This is a genomic window from Youngimonas ophiurae (nom. illeg.), assembly GCF_049803795.1.
GTDB lineage: Bacteria > Pseudomonadota > Alphaproteobacteria > Rhodobacterales > Rhodobacteraceae > Thalassobius.
The window spans coordinates 38,729-55,962 of record NZ_JBNAGJ010000001.1 but is presented as its reverse complement, the minus strand read 5'-3'; the positions used below and the strand labels follow the sequence as shown (position 1 = coordinate 55,962).

The 17,234-nt window shown below is 62.3% G+C and carries 18 protein-coding genes; 6 read left to right on the top strand and 12 right to left on the bottom strand.

Annotated elements, in window-relative coordinates; genetic code table 11:
- Positions 1–26 precede the first annotated feature (26 nt).
- From yidC to yihA, 3 genes are read left to right on the top strand one after another with little or no spacing between them, the layout of a single operon-like run.
- The gene (gene yidC / locus ACP15O_RS00320) at positions 27–1,817 is read left to right on the top strand and encodes a membrane protein insertase YidC (RefSeq protein ID WP_425094035.1); all 1,791 of its coding nucleotides are present in this window, start codon (positions 27–29) and stop codon (positions 1,815–1,817) included.
- Positions 1,814–2,563 (top strand): MOSC domain-containing protein, encoded by a 750-nt coding sequence (locus ACP15O_RS00315; protein ID WP_425094034.1) that lies wholly within the window; start codon positions 1,814–1,816, stop codon positions 2,561–2,563. The genes yidC and ACP15O_RS00315 overlap by 4 nt, the downstream gene beginning before the upstream one ends.
- On the top strand, positions 2,563–3,213 hold the full coding sequence (gene yihA, locus ACP15O_RS00310) for a ribosome biogenesis GTP-binding protein YihA/YsxC (protein ID WP_425094033.1): 651 nt from the start codon (positions 2,563–2,565) through the stop codon (positions 3,211–3,213). The genes ACP15O_RS00315 and yihA overlap by 1 nt, the downstream gene beginning before the upstream one ends.
- 99 nt (positions 3,214–3,312) lie before the next feature.
- Here the strand turns inward: yihA and ACP15O_RS00305 are convergent, their stop codons facing one another.
- Positions 3,313–4,047, bottom strand: a complete 735-nt coding sequence (locus ACP15O_RS00305) for an SDR family NAD(P)-dependent oxidoreductase (RefSeq protein ID WP_425094032.1) — start codon at positions 4,045–4,047, stop codon at positions 3,313–3,315.
- 132 nt (positions 4,048–4,179) lie between these two features.
- Here ACP15O_RS00305 and argB point away from each other — a divergent pair, with 132 nt between their 5' ends.
- From argB to ACP15O_RS00290, 3 genes are read left to right on the top strand one after another with little or no spacing between them, the layout of a single operon-like run.
- Entirely contained in the window at positions 4,180–5,061 is an 882-nt protein-coding gene (argB, locus tag ACP15O_RS00300; RefSeq protein WP_425094835.1) for an acetylglutamate kinase, read from the top strand.
- Positions 5,058–5,696 carry a ferredoxin gene (locus tag ACP15O_RS00295; RefSeq protein WP_425094031.1) on the top strand — a complete coding sequence of 213 codons (639 nt, stop codon included), beginning with the start codon at positions 5,058–5,060 and terminating at the stop codon, positions 5,694–5,696. Before argB ends, ACP15O_RS00295 begins: the two co-directional genes overlap by 4 nt.
- Positions 5,693–6,193: a SixA phosphatase family protein gene (locus ACP15O_RS00290; protein ID WP_425094030.1), complete on the top strand. Its 501-nt coding sequence runs from the start codon at positions 5,693–5,695 to the stop codon at positions 6,191–6,193. The genes ACP15O_RS00295 and ACP15O_RS00290 overlap by 4 nt, the downstream gene beginning before the upstream one ends.
- Before the next feature lie 139 nt (positions 6,194–6,332).
- Here the strand turns inward: ACP15O_RS00290 and ACP15O_RS00285 are convergent, their stop codons facing one another.
- From ACP15O_RS00285 to rplQ, 11 genes are all read right to left on the bottom strand, one after another.
- Entirely contained in the window at positions 6,333–7,124 is a 792-nt protein-coding gene (locus ACP15O_RS00285; RefSeq protein WP_425094029.1) for an amino acid ABC transporter ATP-binding protein, read from the bottom strand.
- Positions 7,125–7,135: 11 nt separating this feature from the next.
- Complete coding sequence (locus ACP15O_RS00280) at positions 7,136–8,437, bottom strand: amino acid ABC transporter permease (RefSeq protein ID WP_425094028.1); 1,302 nt, start codon at positions 8,435–8,437, stop codon at positions 7,136–7,138.
- 1 nt (position 8,438) lies between these two features.
- The gene (locus ACP15O_RS00275; RefSeq protein ID WP_425094027.1) at positions 8,439–9,686 is read right to left on the bottom strand and encodes an amino acid ABC transporter permease; all 1,248 of its coding nucleotides are present in this window, start codon (positions 9,684–9,686) and stop codon (positions 8,439–8,441) included.
- A 129-nt stretch (positions 9,687–9,815) separates the two neighbouring features.
- Entirely contained in the window at positions 9,816–10,832 is a 1,017-nt protein-coding gene (locus ACP15O_RS00270; RefSeq protein WP_425094026.1) for an amino acid ABC transporter substrate-binding protein, read from the bottom strand.
- Between the two features lie 202 nt (positions 10,833–11,034).
- Positions 11,035–11,760 (bottom strand): ATP12 family chaperone protein, encoded by a 726-nt coding sequence (locus ACP15O_RS00265; RefSeq protein ID WP_425094025.1) that lies wholly within the window; start codon positions 11,758–11,760, stop codon positions 11,035–11,037.
- Between the two features lie 4 nt (positions 11,761–11,764).
- Entirely contained in the window at positions 11,765–12,439 is a 675-nt protein-coding gene (locus ACP15O_RS00260) for an HAD-IA family hydrolase (protein WP_425094024.1), read from the bottom strand.
- Complete coding sequence (locus tag ACP15O_RS00255) at positions 12,436–13,479, bottom strand: RluA family pseudouridine synthase (RefSeq protein WP_425094023.1); 1,044 nt, start codon at positions 13,477–13,479, stop codon at positions 12,436–12,438. Before ACP15O_RS00255 ends, ACP15O_RS00260 begins: the two co-directional genes overlap by 4 nt.
- Positions 13,476–13,853 (bottom strand): fluoride efflux transporter CrcB, encoded by a 378-nt coding sequence (crcB, locus tag ACP15O_RS00250; RefSeq protein ID WP_425094022.1) that lies wholly within the window; start codon positions 13,851–13,853, stop codon positions 13,476–13,478. The genes ACP15O_RS00255 and crcB overlap by 4 nt, the downstream gene beginning before the upstream one ends.
- A gap of 54 nt (positions 13,854–13,907) precedes the next feature.
- Positions 13,908–15,218 carry a replication-associated recombination protein A gene (locus tag ACP15O_RS00245; RefSeq protein WP_425094021.1) on the bottom strand — a complete coding sequence of 437 codons (1,311 nt, stop codon included), beginning with the start codon at positions 15,216–15,218 and terminating at the stop codon, positions 13,908–13,910.
- A 3-nt stretch (positions 15,219–15,221) separates the two neighbouring features.
- Positions 15,222–16,598 (bottom strand): trypsin-like peptidase domain-containing protein, encoded by a 1,377-nt coding sequence (locus ACP15O_RS00240; RefSeq protein WP_425094020.1) that lies wholly within the window; start codon positions 16,596–16,598, stop codon positions 15,222–15,224.
- A 199-nt stretch (positions 16,599–16,797) separates the two neighbouring features.
- On the bottom strand, positions 16,798–17,217 hold the full coding sequence (gene rplQ, locus ACP15O_RS00235; RefSeq protein WP_425094019.1) for a 50S ribosomal protein L17: 420 nt from the start codon (positions 17,215–17,217) through the stop codon (positions 16,798–16,800).
- Positions 17,218–17,234: the final 17 nt, after the last annotated feature.

The following is a 17,234-nucleotide window of genomic DNA, read 5'->3' as shown; positions in this document are numbered from 1 at the left end:
CTTCACCAGGACAGGCTAGGATCCCGATGGACGATCAGAATAAGAACATCATTTTGGCAACAGCGCTCAGCTTTGTCGTCATCCTTGTATGGTTCCTCCTCTTCCCGCCGCCTGAGGCCCCCGCCGAGGATCCTAACGCACCTGTTGCTGCGGCCGAAGTGACCAGCCCATCGGCCCCCGCACCTGTTGCCGCCGCCACCGACCCTGCGCAGGCAACCCCAGCCGAGACCGCCCCGGATGCGCCGCGCGTTGCGATTGAAACCCCGCGTGTCAAAGGCTCGATTTCACTGCTGGGGGGGCGCATCGACCAGCTTGCACTGAAAGATTACAACGAAACGCAAGAGCCTGAGTCTGACATCGTGACCGTTCTGTCTCCGATCGGAAGTGAAAATGCCTACTACGCGCTGTTCGGGTGGGCCGCAGGCGCTGGGCTCTCGCCCGAGGATGTACCCGGTCCGAACACGCTGTGGTCCATTGCCGGAACTGGCGCGCTGACGCCGGACACGCCCATCACGCTGAACTGGGACAATGGCAAGGGGCAGGTTTTCCATCGCGTGATCTCCATTGATGCCGATTACATGTTCGCGATTGAACAAAGCGTCACCAACACTGGCGCCAATGCGGTCAGCCTGGCCCCTTATGGGATTCTGGCCCGTCATGGCGAACCTGCGAATGCCAAGAAATTCTTTATTCTGCACGAGGGCACCGTCGGCATGGCCGATGGAGAGCTGACGGAAACCAGCTATTCTGATCTGGAGGATCTGGATTTTAACGCCCGCGAGGGCGCCCGCGCCGACGTGACCCAAGTCGCCGAAACCGGCTGGATCGGGTTTACCGATCATTACTGGATGTCGACTCTGATCCCGTCTTCTGGCACCCCGTTCAAATCCGCAGTCAAATATGACGAACGCCGCGATATTTTCCAGGCCGAAGCCGTCCAGCCAACCCAGACCATCGCGCCGGGGCAGACCGGCACCGCCCGGACGCAGCTGTTTTCGGGTGCCAAGGAATGGGAGGCAATCCGCGCCTATGAAAAGGCCGGCGTCGCCAAATTCGTGGATTCGATTGACTGGGGTTGGTTCTTCTTCCTGACCAAACCGATCTTCCAGGCGCTGCACTTCTTGCACGGGTTCATTGGTAACATGGGCTGGTCGATCATCGCGCTGACCATCGTGATCAAGGCTGTCGTCTTCCCGCTGGCGTATAAATCCTACGCCTCGATGGCGAAGATGAAGGAATTGCAGCCCAAAATGGAAGAGCTGAAGCAAAATGCCGGCGACGACCGCGCCAAATTGCAGCAGGCCATGATGGAGCTGTACAAGAAGGAAAAGGTGAACCCCGCCTCGGGTTGTCTGCCGATCCTGATCCAGATTCCGATCTTTTTCTCGCTCTATAAGGTGATTTTCGTCACGCTGGAACTGCGCCACGCGCCCTGGCTGGGTTGGATTACCGACCTCAGCGCGCCGGATCCCAGCTCGATCCTGAACCTGTTTGGCCTGCTGCCCTATGCCACCCCCGGCCCCGACAGCGTTTTTGCCATCGTCAGCCTGGGCATCCTGCCGATCCTGCTGGGGGTCTCGATGTGGTTGCAGCAAAAACTGAACCCAGCCCCCACCGATGCGACCCAGGCGATGATCTTTGCCTGGATGCCCTGGGTGTTCATGTTCATGCTGGGCAGCTTTGCCAGCGGTCTGGTCCTGTACTGGATCACCAACAACACCATCACCTTTACGCAGCAGTATCTGATCATGCGCAGCCACGGGTACAAACCCGATGTGTTCGGCAATATCAAGAACAGCTTCAAACGAAAGAAATGAGCCGTCTTGCACATATCGTTCGGCATCCGATCAAATCGGTCGGGTACGAGGAGATCGAAAGCGCGTCCCTGACAAAGGGGCGCGCTCTTCCCTTTGATCGGCACTGGGCCATCGCGCACGAAGCCGCCAGTTTCGGTGCGCAGCCGACCCAGTGGGCCTCGAAACGCAATTTCGTGCGCGGCGCGGCGGGGCATCCGCTGATGGCCATCCGCGCCCAGACCGATACAAAGTCCGGCACCGTCACGCTGACCCATCCGCAAGCGCAGCCGGTTACGCTTGACCCATTGGCCCAGGCCGATCAGCTGATCGACTGGATCCGCCCTTTCTGGCCCGACACCCGCCCCGCCCCTGCCAGCGTGGTGCACCTGCCCGATCAACCCTTCGGCGATATGCCCGATCCGTTTGTGTCGCTGCTCAGCCTTAGTTCGCTGCGGGCGCTCAGCCATCGCAGCGGCGCTGATCTGTCCATCCACAGGTTCCGCGGCAATCTATGGGCCGAGGACTGGCCCCCCTTCCACGAATTTGACCTGATCGGCAAGACGCTCCGCATCGGTGGGGCGCAATTGCGCGTGGTGGCGCGGATCACCCGCTGCCAGGCCACCACCGTCAACCCGAACACGGGGCGCTCGGATGTGGATACACTGGGCGCATTGAACCGGGCCTATGACCACCAGGATTTCGGCGTCTTCGCCCTGGTCTCCCAATCCGGCCCCATCGCCCGCAACGACGCAATCGAGGTTCTGTAATGCAACTCCCCTTCCCTCAGGCAGAAGAGCCCGACGACATCACCCGCGAAAAAGGCCGCCTGCTCTTTGCCGGCGAGACCGAGTTCCTCAAGGGTGTCGTCGCCATGAACGGCCTGCCCCCCGCCGACCGGATCGAGGTCTGCTTTGCCGGCCGCTCAAACGTAGGAAAATCCAGCCTTATCAACGCGCTGACAGGGCGCAAGGGGCTGGCCCGCGCCTCCAACACCCCTGGTCGCACCCAGGAGATCAACTTCTTCACCGCAGGCACAGACCACTACCTCGTGGACCTGCCCGGCTATGGCTTCGCCAATGCGCCGGTGGCCGTCGTGGAAAAGTGGCAAAAACTGCTGAAACAGTACCTCTCGGGCCGCCAGAATCTGCGCCGCGCCTTCGTCCTGATCGACGCCCGCCACGGCATCAAGAAAGTAGACGAGGAAATCATGTCCCTGCTGGACAGCGCCGCCGTCACCTTCCAATGCGTGCTCACCAAAACCGACAAGGTCAAAGCCAAAGATCGTGATCGCGTCCTGACCCAGGTGCGCGAACGCCTGTCCAAACACCCCGCCGCCTTCCCCGAAATCGTCCTCACCTCCTCGGAAAAGGGCGACGGCATCGCCACCCTGCGCGCCATCATCGCAACGCTGATCTGACAGGGTCGGCCGCCGCACGCTTCCCTCCCCAGAAGGGGAGGGCCAGGGAGGGGGTCAAGCATCGTGCCACGCCGCAGGCGTGCCCGTTGGATCACGCCGTCAGACGTGCTGCCCGCCGTTCACCTCGATCTCCGTCCCCGAAATATACGAGGACGCATCCGTACACAGGAAAAAGATCGCATCGGCCACCTCGCTGGTCTGCCCCAGACGGCGCAGCGGGATTTCCTCAGCCAGCTTATCCGTCCCCGGAGACAAGATCGCCGTTTCGATCTCACCGGGCGCAATCGCGTTCACCCGCACCCCCATCGGGCCGAAATCATTGGCCATTTCCCGCGTCAGTGCCTTCAGCGCGGCCTTGGATGTCGCATAGGCCGCCCCGGCGAACGGATGCACCCGATACCCCGCGATCGAGGTCACATTCACCACGGCCCCCTGCGCGGCGGCCAATTCCTCGCGCAGCCCCCGCGCCAGCACCACCGACGCGAAAAAGTTCACATGAAACACATGCCCCCAGGTCATCAGGTCGGTGTCAATCGTGTTCAGCCGCTCTCCGTTCGGGCCCTTGGGCGAGATCCCGGCATTATTCACCAGCGCATCCAGCCGCCCGTCCAGCCGATCCCGAATTTCCTCGACCTTGTTAATCGTATCCGTGGGATCGGCCAGGTCGATCTGCACGTGATTTTCCGCGCCGCCGCCCCAGGGGCATTCCTTGGGAAAAGGCGCGCGCGAGCAAGTGATCACCCGCCAGCCGGCATTGTTGAACCGGCGCACGGTGGCATGGCCAATCCCGCGGCTGGCCCCGGTCAGAAGAAGCGTTTTTCGACGATCTGTCATGGTAAGAATCCCAAATTGGATAGGCCAGACCCTAGCACCGCACGCCAGAGTTTCAACGTAGCACTTGGAACTCGGCCCAATCCCCGCTAACACAGGGCGAATTTCGGGACGCAAATGATGAAGAAGCAGAACATGAACCGCGATTGGATCGCCACCGCCCGCACCCTGTCCGAGGCCCTGCCCTACCTGCAACGCTTCACCGGCGCTGTGGTTGTCGTCAAATTCGGCGGCAACGCCATGGGCAACGACGAGGCCATGGCCGATTTCGCCCGCGACATGGTTCTGATGCGACAGGTTGGCGTGAACCCGGTCGTCGTGCATGGCGGCGGCCCGATGATCAATGACATGCTGAAAAAGCTGGGGATCGAGAGCGATTGGGTCCGCGGCAAACGCGTCACCGACAAGGCCACGGTCGATGTGGTGGAAATGGTGCTGGCCGGGCTGGTGAACAAGCGCATCGTCCAGGCCATCAACGACGAAGGCGGCCGCGCCGTCGGGATCTCGGGTAAGGACGATGATCTGATGGTCTGCGTCGCCGACGACCCTGAATTGGGCTTTGTCGGTCGTCCGGTAGAGATGAACGTCCAGGTGATCCACGATCTGTGCGCGGCGGGCATCATCCCCGTCATCGCCCCCGTGGGCACCGGCACGGCAGATGGCGAAACCTTCAACGTCAACGGCGACACCGCTGCCGGCGCCATCGCGGGCGCGCTTCAGGCCGATCGCCTGCTGCTGCTGACCGATGTGCCCGGCGTCAAAGGCGCCGATGGCGAGGTGATGACCCAGATTTCTCCCGAGCAGGTCCGCGAGATGATCGCCGAGGGCACCATCGCCGGCGGCATGATCCCCAAGACCGAAACCGCGCTGGACGCCCTGTCGCGCGGCGTGCGCGCGGTGGTCATTCTGGACGGGCGGATGCCCAATGCCACCCTGCTCGAGCTGTTCACCGAACACGGGGCGGGCTCGATCATTCGCTCGACCGCGCCGCGCGTGAAACCCACGCACGAGGAATGAGCCCCACCTACGCCACCATCACCCAGGCCGCCCCCGCACGTCACCTGGCCGTGCGCGGGGCGTTTCACCCCGATGATCTGCCCGGCGTGGGCACGCTGATCCTGCTGGCCCCGGACGAGCCCCGCTTCTGGCCCGCCTTTACCGCCAGTGCCGAATACCGGGACGGCCAGCCCGACCCGATGGACCGCTGGTCTGCCCGCGTGATAGGTGCTTGGGCCAAGCAGCTGAACGCAAAGGCCTTTTTCCCCTTTGGCCGGCCGCCCCATGCTCCTTTTTTCCGCTGGGCCACCCTGTCCGGCCGCGCCTGGCCCTCGCCCATCCAACTGTTGGTGCATGATCAGGCCGGGCTGTTCGTGTCCTATCGCGGCGCACTTGGCCTGCCCGAGCGGATCGCCCTGCCGCCCCTGCCCGATGCGCCCTGCGCCGCCTGCGCCCGCCCCTGCGCCACGGCCTGTCCTGTGAACGCCTTTGAGAACGGGCAATATGACGTGCCCGCCTGCAAATCCCACCTGAGCACCCCCGCCGGGCAGGCGTGCATGACCCAAGGCTGCGCCGCCCGCCGCGCCTGCCCGGTCAACGCCCGGTTTGGCCGGCTGCCCGAGCATTCCGCATTCCACATGAGGGCCTTTCTATGAACCTGCGCCTGATCCTGATGCGCCACGCCAAATCCGCCTGGGATGACCCCACCCAGACCGACCATCAGCGCCCCCTGAATGCCCGAGGCCGCGCCTCGGCCCCCGCCATGGGGGAGTGGCTGCGCAGGCAGGGCCATGTCCCCGATCTAGCCCTGGTCTCGGACGCCACGCGGACGCAAGAAACCTTTGCGCGGTTGGGGCTGGACTGTACCGTGCAGTTCTTACCCGCGCTGTATCACGCCGGAGCGGCAAGGATGATGGACGTACTGCAAGGTGCGGGCAGTGCCCCAACCGTGCTGATGCTGGGCCACAATCCCGGCATCGCGGAATTTGCCGACCGCTTGCTGCGCCAGCCGCCCGGCCACCCCCAGTTTTTCCATTATCCGACCTGTGCGACACTGGTTGCGGAATTTTCGGGGCAGGATTGGGCAGAGGTGGGATTTGGCACCGGAACGGCGCTGGATTTCGCCATCCCCCATGATCAGCTGAACGGCTGAGCCGGGTGCAAAATTCTGATCCAGAATTTTGACCGGAATTTTTCAAAAATTCCGGGCCTCCGGCGGGAGTATTTTTATCAGAAAGAAACGCAAAAGGCGCGCCCGGAATGGGACGCGCCTTTGCAGTTTTCTGTGTGGATCAGTGCCCAAGGATCTGCGACAGAAACAATTTGGTCCGTTCCGATTTGGGATTATTAAAGAACTCTTCGGGTTCGTTCTGTTCCACGATTTGCCCCTGATCCATGAAGATCACGCGGTTGGCGACCTGACGGGCAAAGCCCATTTCGTGGGTGACGCAGAGCATGGTCATGCCTTCCTCGGCCAGCTCGATCATGGTGTCGAGGACTTCTTTGATCATCTCGGGGTCCAGCGCCGAGGTGGGTTCGTCAAAGAGCATGATCCGCGGTTTCATGCACAGCGAACGGGCGATGGCCACGCGCTGTTGCTGACCGCCCGACAATTGGCCGGGGTATTTATTGGCCTGATCGGGGATTTTCACCTTTTCGAGGAAGTGCATGGCCGTTTCCTCGGCCTCTTTGCGGGGCACTTTGCGGACCCAGATCGGGGCCAGGGTGCAGTTTTCCAGGATGGTCAGGTGCGGAAAGAGGTTGAAGTGCTGGAAACACATCCCCACCTCGGAGCGGATCTTGTCGATGTTTTTCAGATCCGAGGTCAGCTCCGTGCCGTCCACGATGATGCGCCCGGCCTGGTGCTCTTCCAGGCGGTTGATGCAGCGGATCAGCGTCGATTTGCCCGAGCCCGAAGGCCCGGCGATGACGATGCGTTCGCCGCGGTTCACGGTCAGATTGACATCGCGCAGAACGTGGAACGATCCGTACCACTTGTTCATGTTGGTGATTTCGATGGCCACCTCATCCGAGACGGTCATTTTCGAGCGGTCGATATCGCGTTCAATGGCTAGTTCAGACATGTGCGATCTCCTTAATGGTGGTCAGTCCGGAGCTTGCGCTCCAGGTACATCGAGTAGCGGGACATGGAGAAACAGAAGACGAAGAACAGCAGGGCGATGAAGCCATACAGTTCCCAGACGACTCCGTTCCAGGCCGCATCCGCGCGGATGGCGTTCGACAGGCCCAGCGGGTCCAGCAGGCCGATCACGGACACCAGCGTGGTGTCTTTGAACAGGCCGATGAATGTGGACACGATGCCGGGGATCGAGATTTTCAGCGCTTGCGGCATGATGATCAGACGTTGTGCCTGCCAGTAGTTCAGGCCCAGGCTGTCTGCGCCCTCGTACTGGCCTTTGGGCAGGGCTGCCAGGCCGCCCCGGATCACCTCGGCCATATAGGCGGCCGAGAACAGGGTTGCCATGATGATCACCCGCATGATGATGTCGAAATTCGTGCCCGGCGGCATGAAGATGTTCAGCAGCGTCGAGGCCACGAACAGCAACGTGATCAGCGGGACGCCGCGGATGAACTCGATAAAGCCGACGCAGAGCGATTTGACGATCAGCAGGTCCGACTGACGCCCCAGCGCCAGCACGATCCCGATCGGCAGGGACACCGCGATGGCAACCACGCCGATGGTGATCGACAGCATCATCCCGCCAAAAAAGCGGCTTTCGACGGGTTCAAGCCCGATGCCGATGACCGCCCCCAATGCGCCAGAAATCGGCGAGGCCAGAAACAGCCACCAGATCAGCGCCGCAGCAACGCCCGCAATGATACCAGCCAGGCTGCCCATGGTCTTATCGACCAGTTTGAAGACAACATAGCCGATGACAAACCCCGCAGCCGCCGCCAGCGGGCCCCAGATGGTGCCGCCCCACAGCAGCCAGGGCATCAGGAACGGATACACGGCGGTGAAATAGCCCAGCTTGGCCGGCACCTTATCCGAAAACAGCACCGGCGCCAGGGCGACGGCCAGCAGGATAAAGGCCAGGATCGGCCGCCAGTATTCATCGGCCGGGTAGAAACCGAAAAGCAACTGCACCCAGCGATCTCGGATCACGCCCCAGCAGGCTCCGTGGCCTTCATGGCCCAGGCCTGCCAGGATCTCGCGGCACTCGGACAGCGAGGCGGCGTTCCAGGTCGGGGACCAGGCCCAGCCCAGCAGGAAGCCCAGCACATAGACAACGAAAACACCGCAGATCACCGTGATAACCGAGTTCACCCAGCCCGAGAACAGGTTCTCGCGCATCCAGCCGATCACCCCGACCGAGCTGGCCGGCGGTTCCTGCTGAGGCAGCATTTCCGTGCGAACAAAAGAAATATCGCTCATATCACCGCTCCACCAGTTTGACGCTGTTATTGTACCAGTTCATCACCACCGAAATGGCCAGGCTGATCGCCAGATAGATCAGCATCCCGATCAGAACGGTTTCCAGCTCGCGGCCGGTCTGGTTCAGGGTGATGCCCATCAAGGTGCCGGTCAGGTCCATGTAACCGACGGCAATCGCCAGCGAAGAGTTCTTGGTCAGGTTCAGATATTGCGAGATCAGCGGCGGGATGATCACCCGCAACGCCTGCGGCAAAATCACCAGGCTCATGACCCGGTTGGGGCGCAGGCCCAGGGCACTTGCCGCCTCGGTTTGCCCTTTTGAGATCGCCAGAATCCCCGCCCGGACGTTTTCCGCAATAAAAGCAGCGGTATAAAGCGACAGGGCCAGCCACAGGGCGATCAGCGAGTTCCGCATATAAATGCCGCCCTTGAAGTTAAAGCCCTTCAGCTCGGGATAGCCCAGATAGAACCCCAGAAAGACCAGAACCGCGATCAGCGGCACCAGAATGGCTGCCAGGCTCAGGTACCAGGTGGTCGGGCGGGCGCCCGTGGCCTCTTGGATGGCATTGGCGCGTTTGTTGATGAAATGGCGCACGGTAAACCCGATGGCCAGCGCGATCAGAACCGCGATCAAGTCAATCGAGATGTCAAACCGCAGGCTGGAGTCGCCAAACAGGTGGATATTGCCCAGACTGTTCGAAAACAGCGGCTCGGGGACGTAAAAGCCCCGGTTCGTCGCGACGACAGCGCCGGTATCCACCCCGCGGAATGCCCGCGGCGCGGGCAGGGTCTCGATCAGGATGGCCATGCTGAACACGATCCACAGCAGGACGGGAACATTGCGGAACATCTCGACATAGACGGTCATGATGCGGGCAATCAGCCAGTTTCTGGACAGGCGCAAAACGCCGATGACCACGCCCAAGACGGTGGCGGTGATACAGCCCATGACGGCCACCAGAATGGTGTTCAGCAGCCCCACAAAGGCCGCACGCAGATGGGTGCTTTGCGAATTATAGTCGATCAGACGCTGGTTGATATCATAGCCTGCGGGCTCGCTCAGGAAACGGAAGCTGGGCTCTTTGCCCAGATCCTGAAGATTCGCCGCAGTGTTGCTGATCAGCCAAGCGAACAGCGACATGAACCCGATCATCGCCACAACCTGAATGGTCATGGACCGATACCGGGTGTCGTAAATCAGCATAGATAGCCGAAACGACTCCTTAGGAGGGTCGGTCAGTGTTGTCATTGGGTTTTTCCCCGTCTTTCGGCCTTGTTTTTTTGTGCCGGTTCGCAGACCGATGGCCGAATTATTCACGTATCATATAGAGGAGGAAGGGCGCGAGTTACCCCGCGCCCTTCGATCTTTGGTGCCGTCTTAGCGGAACGGCGGTGCGTACAGCAGGCCACCTTCGGTCCATTGCGCGTTCAGGCCGCGCGACAGGCCGATCGGGGTGCTGGAGCCGATGTTCTTTTCGAACAGCTCACCGTAGTTGCCGCCGACCTTGATGGCCGCCATGGCCCAGCCCGCGTCCAGACCCAGCATTTCGCCCAGGGTGCCTTCGGTACCCAGGATGCGGTTCACTTCGGGATTGTTGGTGCCTTTGGCCAGCTCGTCGATATTCGCCGAAGTGATGCCCATTTCTTCTGCCGCGATCAGCGCGTTCAGAGACCAGCGCACAACGTCGCCCCACTCGTGATCGCCATGACGGACCAGCGGGCCCAGCGGCTCTTTCGAGATGATTTCGGGCAGAACCACATGCGCCGACGGATCTTCGAAGGTGGCGCGCGTGGCCGCCAGACCCGAGGCATCGGTGGTGTAAACGTCACAGGCACCGGCCAGGTACTGCTGCTGAGCTTCGGCGTTGGTTTCGATCGGAACCGGCTCGTAGCTGATGTTGTTCGAGCGGAAGAAATCCGCCAGGTTCAGCTCGGTGGTGGTGCCGGTCTGGATGCAAACGGTGGCACCATCCAGTTCTTTGGCGGACGAAACGCCCAGCTCTTTGGGCACCATGAAGCCCTGACCGTCATAGTAGTTCACGCCGACGAATTCGAACTTCAGGTCCACATCGCGCGAGAAGGTCCAGGTGGTGTTCCGGGCCAGCATGTCGATCTCGCCCGAGGCCAGCGCGGTAAAACGGGTTTTACCAGTGGTCGGCACGAATTCGACGGCTTCACCGTCCCCCAGAACCGCGGCGGCAACAGCGCGGCACACACCGACGTCAAAGCCGTCCCAGTGGCCATTCGCGTCGGGCGCAGCAAAGCCAACCAGGCCGGTGGTCACGCCACAGCGCAGCTTACCGCGGGCTTTAACGTCCTCCAGCGTGCCAGCGGCAGCGGCACCAGCGGCCAGACCAGCAATGGTCAGCGCGCCAAGAAATACGGATTTTTTCATGTTTACCTCTTCCTGATTATCCGCCGATTTTGCTCGACGGTTAAACCGATCCTGTCAGATCGGGGTCGAAACTGGAAAGGGATTTTCCCATTCAGTGATCGAAGTTTGGGCGCATTCGCGGGAAAAGGTCAAGGGACTGATCAAGAAATCGGCAGCCCATTCCGTCAGCTGACGCTAAGGCAAGCCAAAATAAGTGATCAAATTAATCACCCGGCTGCGCGGCCTGGCAAAGGTCAAAGAATCGCTTGGCATGAAAGAAGGCCTGACGCTTGATTTCCGCGTGTTCGGCGGCCTCTTCGTCCTTGCCCCATTGCTCTTCCTGCCAGGTCTCATCGACGCGGGACAGGGCCCAGATTTCCTCGATTGGGTGCAGGTCCGCGACGGCTGCGAACCCCAGGATCAACGAGCCGCTCAGCCCCACAAGATCGTGAAAGGCCGCCAGCTGGAACGGGGACATCTCCGCGACGCGCCTGTGCAGCGCCTTCAGAACCTGCGGTTCCTGCGCCACATGCATCACGCCGGACGCCACCGTCAGACGCGCCTTCAGAGAATCAGCCGCCCAGTCCAGCACCGGATCCCACAGCGCGGCCTGACGCTGGATCAGCGGCTCGGGGGCATCGGCGCGATAGCACAGCAAATCCGTCCCGCCATAATCGGCGATCAGGCTGGCGACCTCGGCGTGCTGCGTCGCGACCTTGTCCAGCGCCGCATTGGCCGAGCGCGTCACCGGCATCGTGTTCGGGTCCACCTCGCCCTCTTGAGCGTCCCATTCGGCAGCAATCGCCTGCGCCATTTCCAGGGTCGGCACCACCAAAGACGTTTTCGCCGGGGTCTTCACCAAACGCCCGTCCAGCAACACGGCAAAGCCGCCCTCATAGGGTTCGGCGGTGCTTTCTTTCCAGAACCGTTTTGCTTTCCATGCGCTCATGTCTTTATCCCCATAGCTCGGTGATGGCCTTGGCCAGGTCGGGCACCTCATGCACCAGCCGGTCCGCGCCGTCCAGCCTGTCGGGCGCGTGATACCCCCAGCTGACCCCGATCGCCCGCACCCCAGCCGCGCGGGCCATCGTCATGTCAAATTCCGTGTCGCCGATCATCACCGTGCTGTCCGGCCCCACGCCCATTTCCTCCATCGCCGCCAGCAGCATCGCCGGATGCGGCTTCGAGGGATGATGATCCGCCACCTGCTGCGTCAGAAAGGTCTGCTCCAGCCCGTGCCCGGCCAGCAAAGCATCCAGGCCGCGCCGGGATTTACCCGTCGCCACCCCCAGCAGGAATTCCGGCACCGCACCGACCTGCGCCAGCATCTGCGCAATCCCCGGATACAGGGGGCTGCTCTGTTTCGTGCCCAAGGCCGTGCGGCGCTGGTGATAGGTCTCCTTATACCCCTGCACCATCGCATCATAGCTGGCCTGGCTCAGCCCCGGCCGCAGCTGCGCAATCGCCACATCCAGCGACAGCCCGACAATGGCCAGGATGTCGGCGCGCGCCGGCGGTTCCTGATCCACCATCGCAAAGGCCGCCCCCATCGAGGCGACAATATCGGCCTGGCTGTCCACCAGCGTGCCGTCCACATCGAATATGATCAGACGCAGGGGCGCGCTCATTGCAGGCTCTCGAACGGGTCATCGGCGGCCAGATCCTCGGTCCAGCCGAAGGTGTCCCAGCTGTCCGCCATATGCGGCGGCAGAGGCGCGGTGAACGTCATCACCTGCCGCGTCCCCGGATGTTCAATGGTCAAGGTACGCGCGTGCAGGTGCAGTTTCTTGCTGATGATCCCGCCCAATTGCGCGCCCCAGCCATCGCCCAGGTTTTCCTGCCCCGAGCCCCCGTATTTGCCATCGCCGATGATCGGATGCCCGATCTCGGCCATATGCGCGCGCAGCTGGTGGGTGCGTCCGGTGACGGGCTCCATTGCCACCCAGGCCGCGCGCCCGGCCACTCGATAGAGCGTGGCATAAAGCGTATGCGCACGTTTTGCGCCGGGCGTGTCGGCCACATCGCGCGGATGGACGGCGTGCATCTTCTCTCCCTCGCCGCCGCGCCCGTGGCCCGCGGCCTTGACCAGCCCGTATTTAATCTCGCCCAGATAAGGGTGCGGCACACCCGCCACCAAGGCCCAGTAGATTTTCCGCGTTTCCCGGTGCCGGAAAGCCGCAGTCAGCCGCGAGGCCGCCTCGCGCGTGCGGGCCAGCATCAGAACGCCGCTGGTATCCTTATCCAGACGGTGCACCAGCCGGGGTTTTTCGTCATAGTCAAAGCACAGCGCCTCGGACAGCCCATCCACATGGCGCGCCTGTTTGCTGCCGCCCTGAACGGGCAGGCCCGCGGGCTTGTTCATCACGATGATATGATCGTCCCTATACAGAACCGCATCCTGCATCATCCGTGCATCCGCCTGCGAGACACGTGTCTTCTGCATCGGCCTTTGCGCGCCCGGCGCGGGCAGAGGCGGAATCCGCAGCTCTTGGCCCACTTCCAGCCGGGTGCTGGCCTTGCAACGGCTGCCATCGACGCGCAGCTCGCCCTTGCGGCACATTTTCTCGATCTGCCCCTGGCCCAGATGCGGGAACTGGCGCTTTAGCCAGCGGTCCAGGCGCTGGTCGCCCTCGCCTTCGGCGACTGTGATCATCTGTACTCGGCTCATTGCATCATCCCTCGTGCCAGCAGCAGCCCCAATCCCAACGCGCCCAGCGAGCACAGCACCGAGACCGCCACATAGGCCGCCGCAATCCCGTGCTGCCCGCGTTCCCACAGCGTGATCGCATCCAGCGAAAAAGCCGAGAACGTGGTGAAACCGCCCAAAACGCCCGTCATCAGCAAAGGCGCGAAACGGTTCGCGCTGAAATGGCCCAGCACCACGACGATCACCCCCATGGCAAAACTGCCCAGGATGTTCACCGCCAGCGTCCCCCACGGGAAACCGGGCCCCATCAGCCGTATCGCGGCCAGGCCAGTCAGGTATCGCCCCGAGGCACCGATTGCGCCGCCCAGGGCCACTTGCAGAAGCGTTGTCATCATGGCGCTCGTGTGAGCGTCCGCCCGCAAAATGTCAAGCCACGCTGCCCTTTTGCGCTAACCGCGCTTGGCGCGCAGCTTGCTGAAATAGGCGACACGTTTTTGCAATTCGCGTTCGAACCCGCGTTCGACCGGCTGATAAAGCGCGGGCCGATCCACCCCATCGGGGAAATAATTCTGCCCCGAAAAACCATCCTCGGCATCGTGATCATAGGCATAGCCATCGCCATAACCCTGATCCTTCATCATGGATGTCGGCGCGTTCAGGATATGTTTGGGCGGCATGGCCGAGCCGGTTTTCTTGGCCAGCCGCATCGCCGCCTTATAGCCCGCATAGCCCGCGTTGGATTTGGGGGCCAGCGCCAGATATGTGACGGCCTGCGCCAGCGCCAGCTCGCCTTCGGGGCTGCCCAGCCGCTCATAGATTTCCCAGGCGTGCAGGCAGACCGATTGCGCCTGCGGGTCGGCCAGGCCAATATCCTCGACTGCCATGCGCGTGATCCGGCGCGCCAGATAGCGCGGATCCTCGCCCCCGGTCAGCATCCGCGCCAGCCAATACAGCGCCGCATCCGGATCGGACCCGCGCACCGATTTATGCAGGGCTGAGATCAGGTTGTAATGCTCGTCCCCGCCCTTGTCATATTTGGCCGCGCGCCGCATCAGACGTGCCGACAGGCCCTCGGTGTCCAGTTTGCCGTCTACCGTCCAGGCGCTGACCTGCTCGATCAGGTTCAGCAGCGCGCGCCCATCGCCATCGGCCATTTCCAGCAGCGCCTCGCGCGCCGGGCCGGTCAGAGGCAGCGCGCGGTCCAGCTCTTTTTCCGCCCTCTGCGCCATCCGCTCCAGATCGGTCAGCGACAGCCTCTCCAGCACCAGCACCTGCGCCCGGCTGAGCACAGCGGCGTTCAGTTCGAACGAGGGGTTTTCCGTCGTCGCCCCCACCAGCAGGATCGTGCCGTCCTCCATATGGGGCAGGAAACTGTCCTGCTGCGCCTTGTTAAAGCGGTGGATTTCATCCACGAACAAGAGCGTCCCCTGCCCGTTCGCGGCGCGAATCCGGGCGGCCTCGAACACTTTCTTCAGGTCCGGCACCCCGGTGAAAATCGCGCTGATCTGAACGAAATGCAGGTCGGTTTCATCCGCCAGCAGCCGCGCAATCGTGGTTTTCCCCACCCCCGGCGGGCCCCACAGAATAAGCGACGACAAAGAGCCCGCAGCCAGCATCACCCCCAAGGGTGCCTCGGCCCCCAGCACCTGTTCCTGTCCGATCACCTGATCCAGCGATTGCGGACGCAGCCGATCCGCCAAAGGACGATGGGTAGAGGCCGGCGCAGCGGCCGGAGTGCCAGAATCAAACAGGTCAGCCATGGGTCACAGCCTGAACCGCATCCGCACCCGCTTCAAGCCACGTTGCACATCCAGCGAAAGGGTTTTCATCCGGCTGTTCAGGATCGTGTGAACGTCCTGGGTGGTTTGAATATCCTCTCCGTTGATGCGCGCCAGAATATCGCCGGGGCGCAGCCCGGCCCGCGCGCCATAAGGGCCAGGAGCCTCGACCACGACGCCCACCGCAGACAGAGGCAGACCGAATTCCGCCAGCACGCCAGGGTTCACATTGGCCACCGTCAGACCGGGCAGAACGCTGCGGTCGCTCAGCACCCGCCGATCCCGGCCGGGGGTCTCAGGGGCGATCCGCAGGGGCACAGGCACCACGCGTTCCTGCCCCCCGCGCACAAAGGCAATCTGCGCCTCGGTGCCCAGCCCGGCGACGCTCATGCGGAACAGCATCTCGGCGGGGGTATTGACGGTTTCCCCATCCACGCGCAGCACCACATCGCCGGAACGCAGGCCCGCCTCGGCAAAGGGGCTGTCGGGATGCAACTGAGACAGCACGATCCCGCCCGGCAGATCCAGCCCCAGCCCCGCCGCCATATCCGCATCCACGGGCTGGCCGCTCATCCCGGCCCAAGGGCGCTGAAACGCGGGATTGCCCGCCCGCGCCTGCGCCACGAACTGCGCCACCAGATTGGCCGGAATCGCAAAACCGATCCCGTTCGACCCACCCGAGCGCGTCAGAATCCGCGTATTCACCCCGATCAGCCGCCCATTCACATCAATCAACGCCCCGCCGGAATTGCCCGGATTGATCGCGGCATCCGTTTGCAGGAAATACCCGCGCGCGCTGCCCACCGCCGCGCCCGAACGCGCCAGCCCGGACACGATTCCGCTGCTGACCGTCTGGCCCACGCCGAACGGGTTACCGATGGCCAGAACCAGCTCGCCAACCTCCACCCGGTCACTGTCGCGCAGGGTCAGATGCGGCATATCCTCGGCGCCTTCAAGTTGCAGGACCGCCAGATCCGATTCCTGATCCGACAGCATCACCTGCGCATCGAATTCGCGCCGATCTGTCAGAACCACCCGGATTTCCGTTGCCTCGCCCACGACATGGTAATTCGTCACCACGATCCCATCGCCAGACAGAATCACCCCCGAGCCCAGCGAATTCTGCACCCTTTGGCGCGGTTGCCCCAGATTGCCAAAAAACTGTCGGAAAAACGGGTCATTCTGAAACGGGCTGGAGCGCTCGGCCACGATGCGCTTGGCATAGATATTCACCACCGCAGGGGCGGCCTGTTTCACCAAAGGGGCAAAGCCCAGCTGGATTTCCATCTGGCTTTGCGGGACACGGGTATCCGACCAGACCGGCGTGGCCAGGATCAGAAGGACGCTCAGAATTCGCAGCAAGGGAACCTCCGGTTTTCTTCGGATATGTCGGTCTGGCGCTGTGATTTCAAGCGCTCGGGTTTCAAGCGCCCTGCGTCAGACGTCAGCGTACCCTGAAAAACGCACGCTCTGAACGGCCGGTTTGCCGCATATGCCTGCACCAAACAAAAAGGCCCCGCCAGGTCTGGCAGGGCCTTGGGCTGTGCGTGTTGCGCAGCGCTTATTCTTCGACAGCTTCTTCCGCTTCCAGGCGGGCTTTGTCAGCCGCACCTTTGGCCGAGACGTCGCGGTCAACGAACTCGATGATCGCCATCGGAGCCATGTCGCCATAGCGGAAGCCGGCCTTCAGGATGCGGATGTAGCCACCCTGACGCTCTTTGTAGCGCGGGCCCAGAACGTCGAACAGTTTGGCGACGTCCTTGTCCTGCTTCAGCTGAGCCGCGGCCTGACGGCGGGCGTGCAGATCGCCGCGTTTGGCCAGGGTGATCAGTTTTTCAACGATCGGGCGCAGTTCTTTGGCTTTGGGCAGGGTGGTTTTGATTTGCTCGTGCTCGATCAGCGAGCCAGCCATGTTCGAGAACAGGGCCTTACGGTGCTCATGAGTACGGTTCAGGCGGCGGTAACCACGTGCGTGACGCATTTTCTATCTCCTAACGT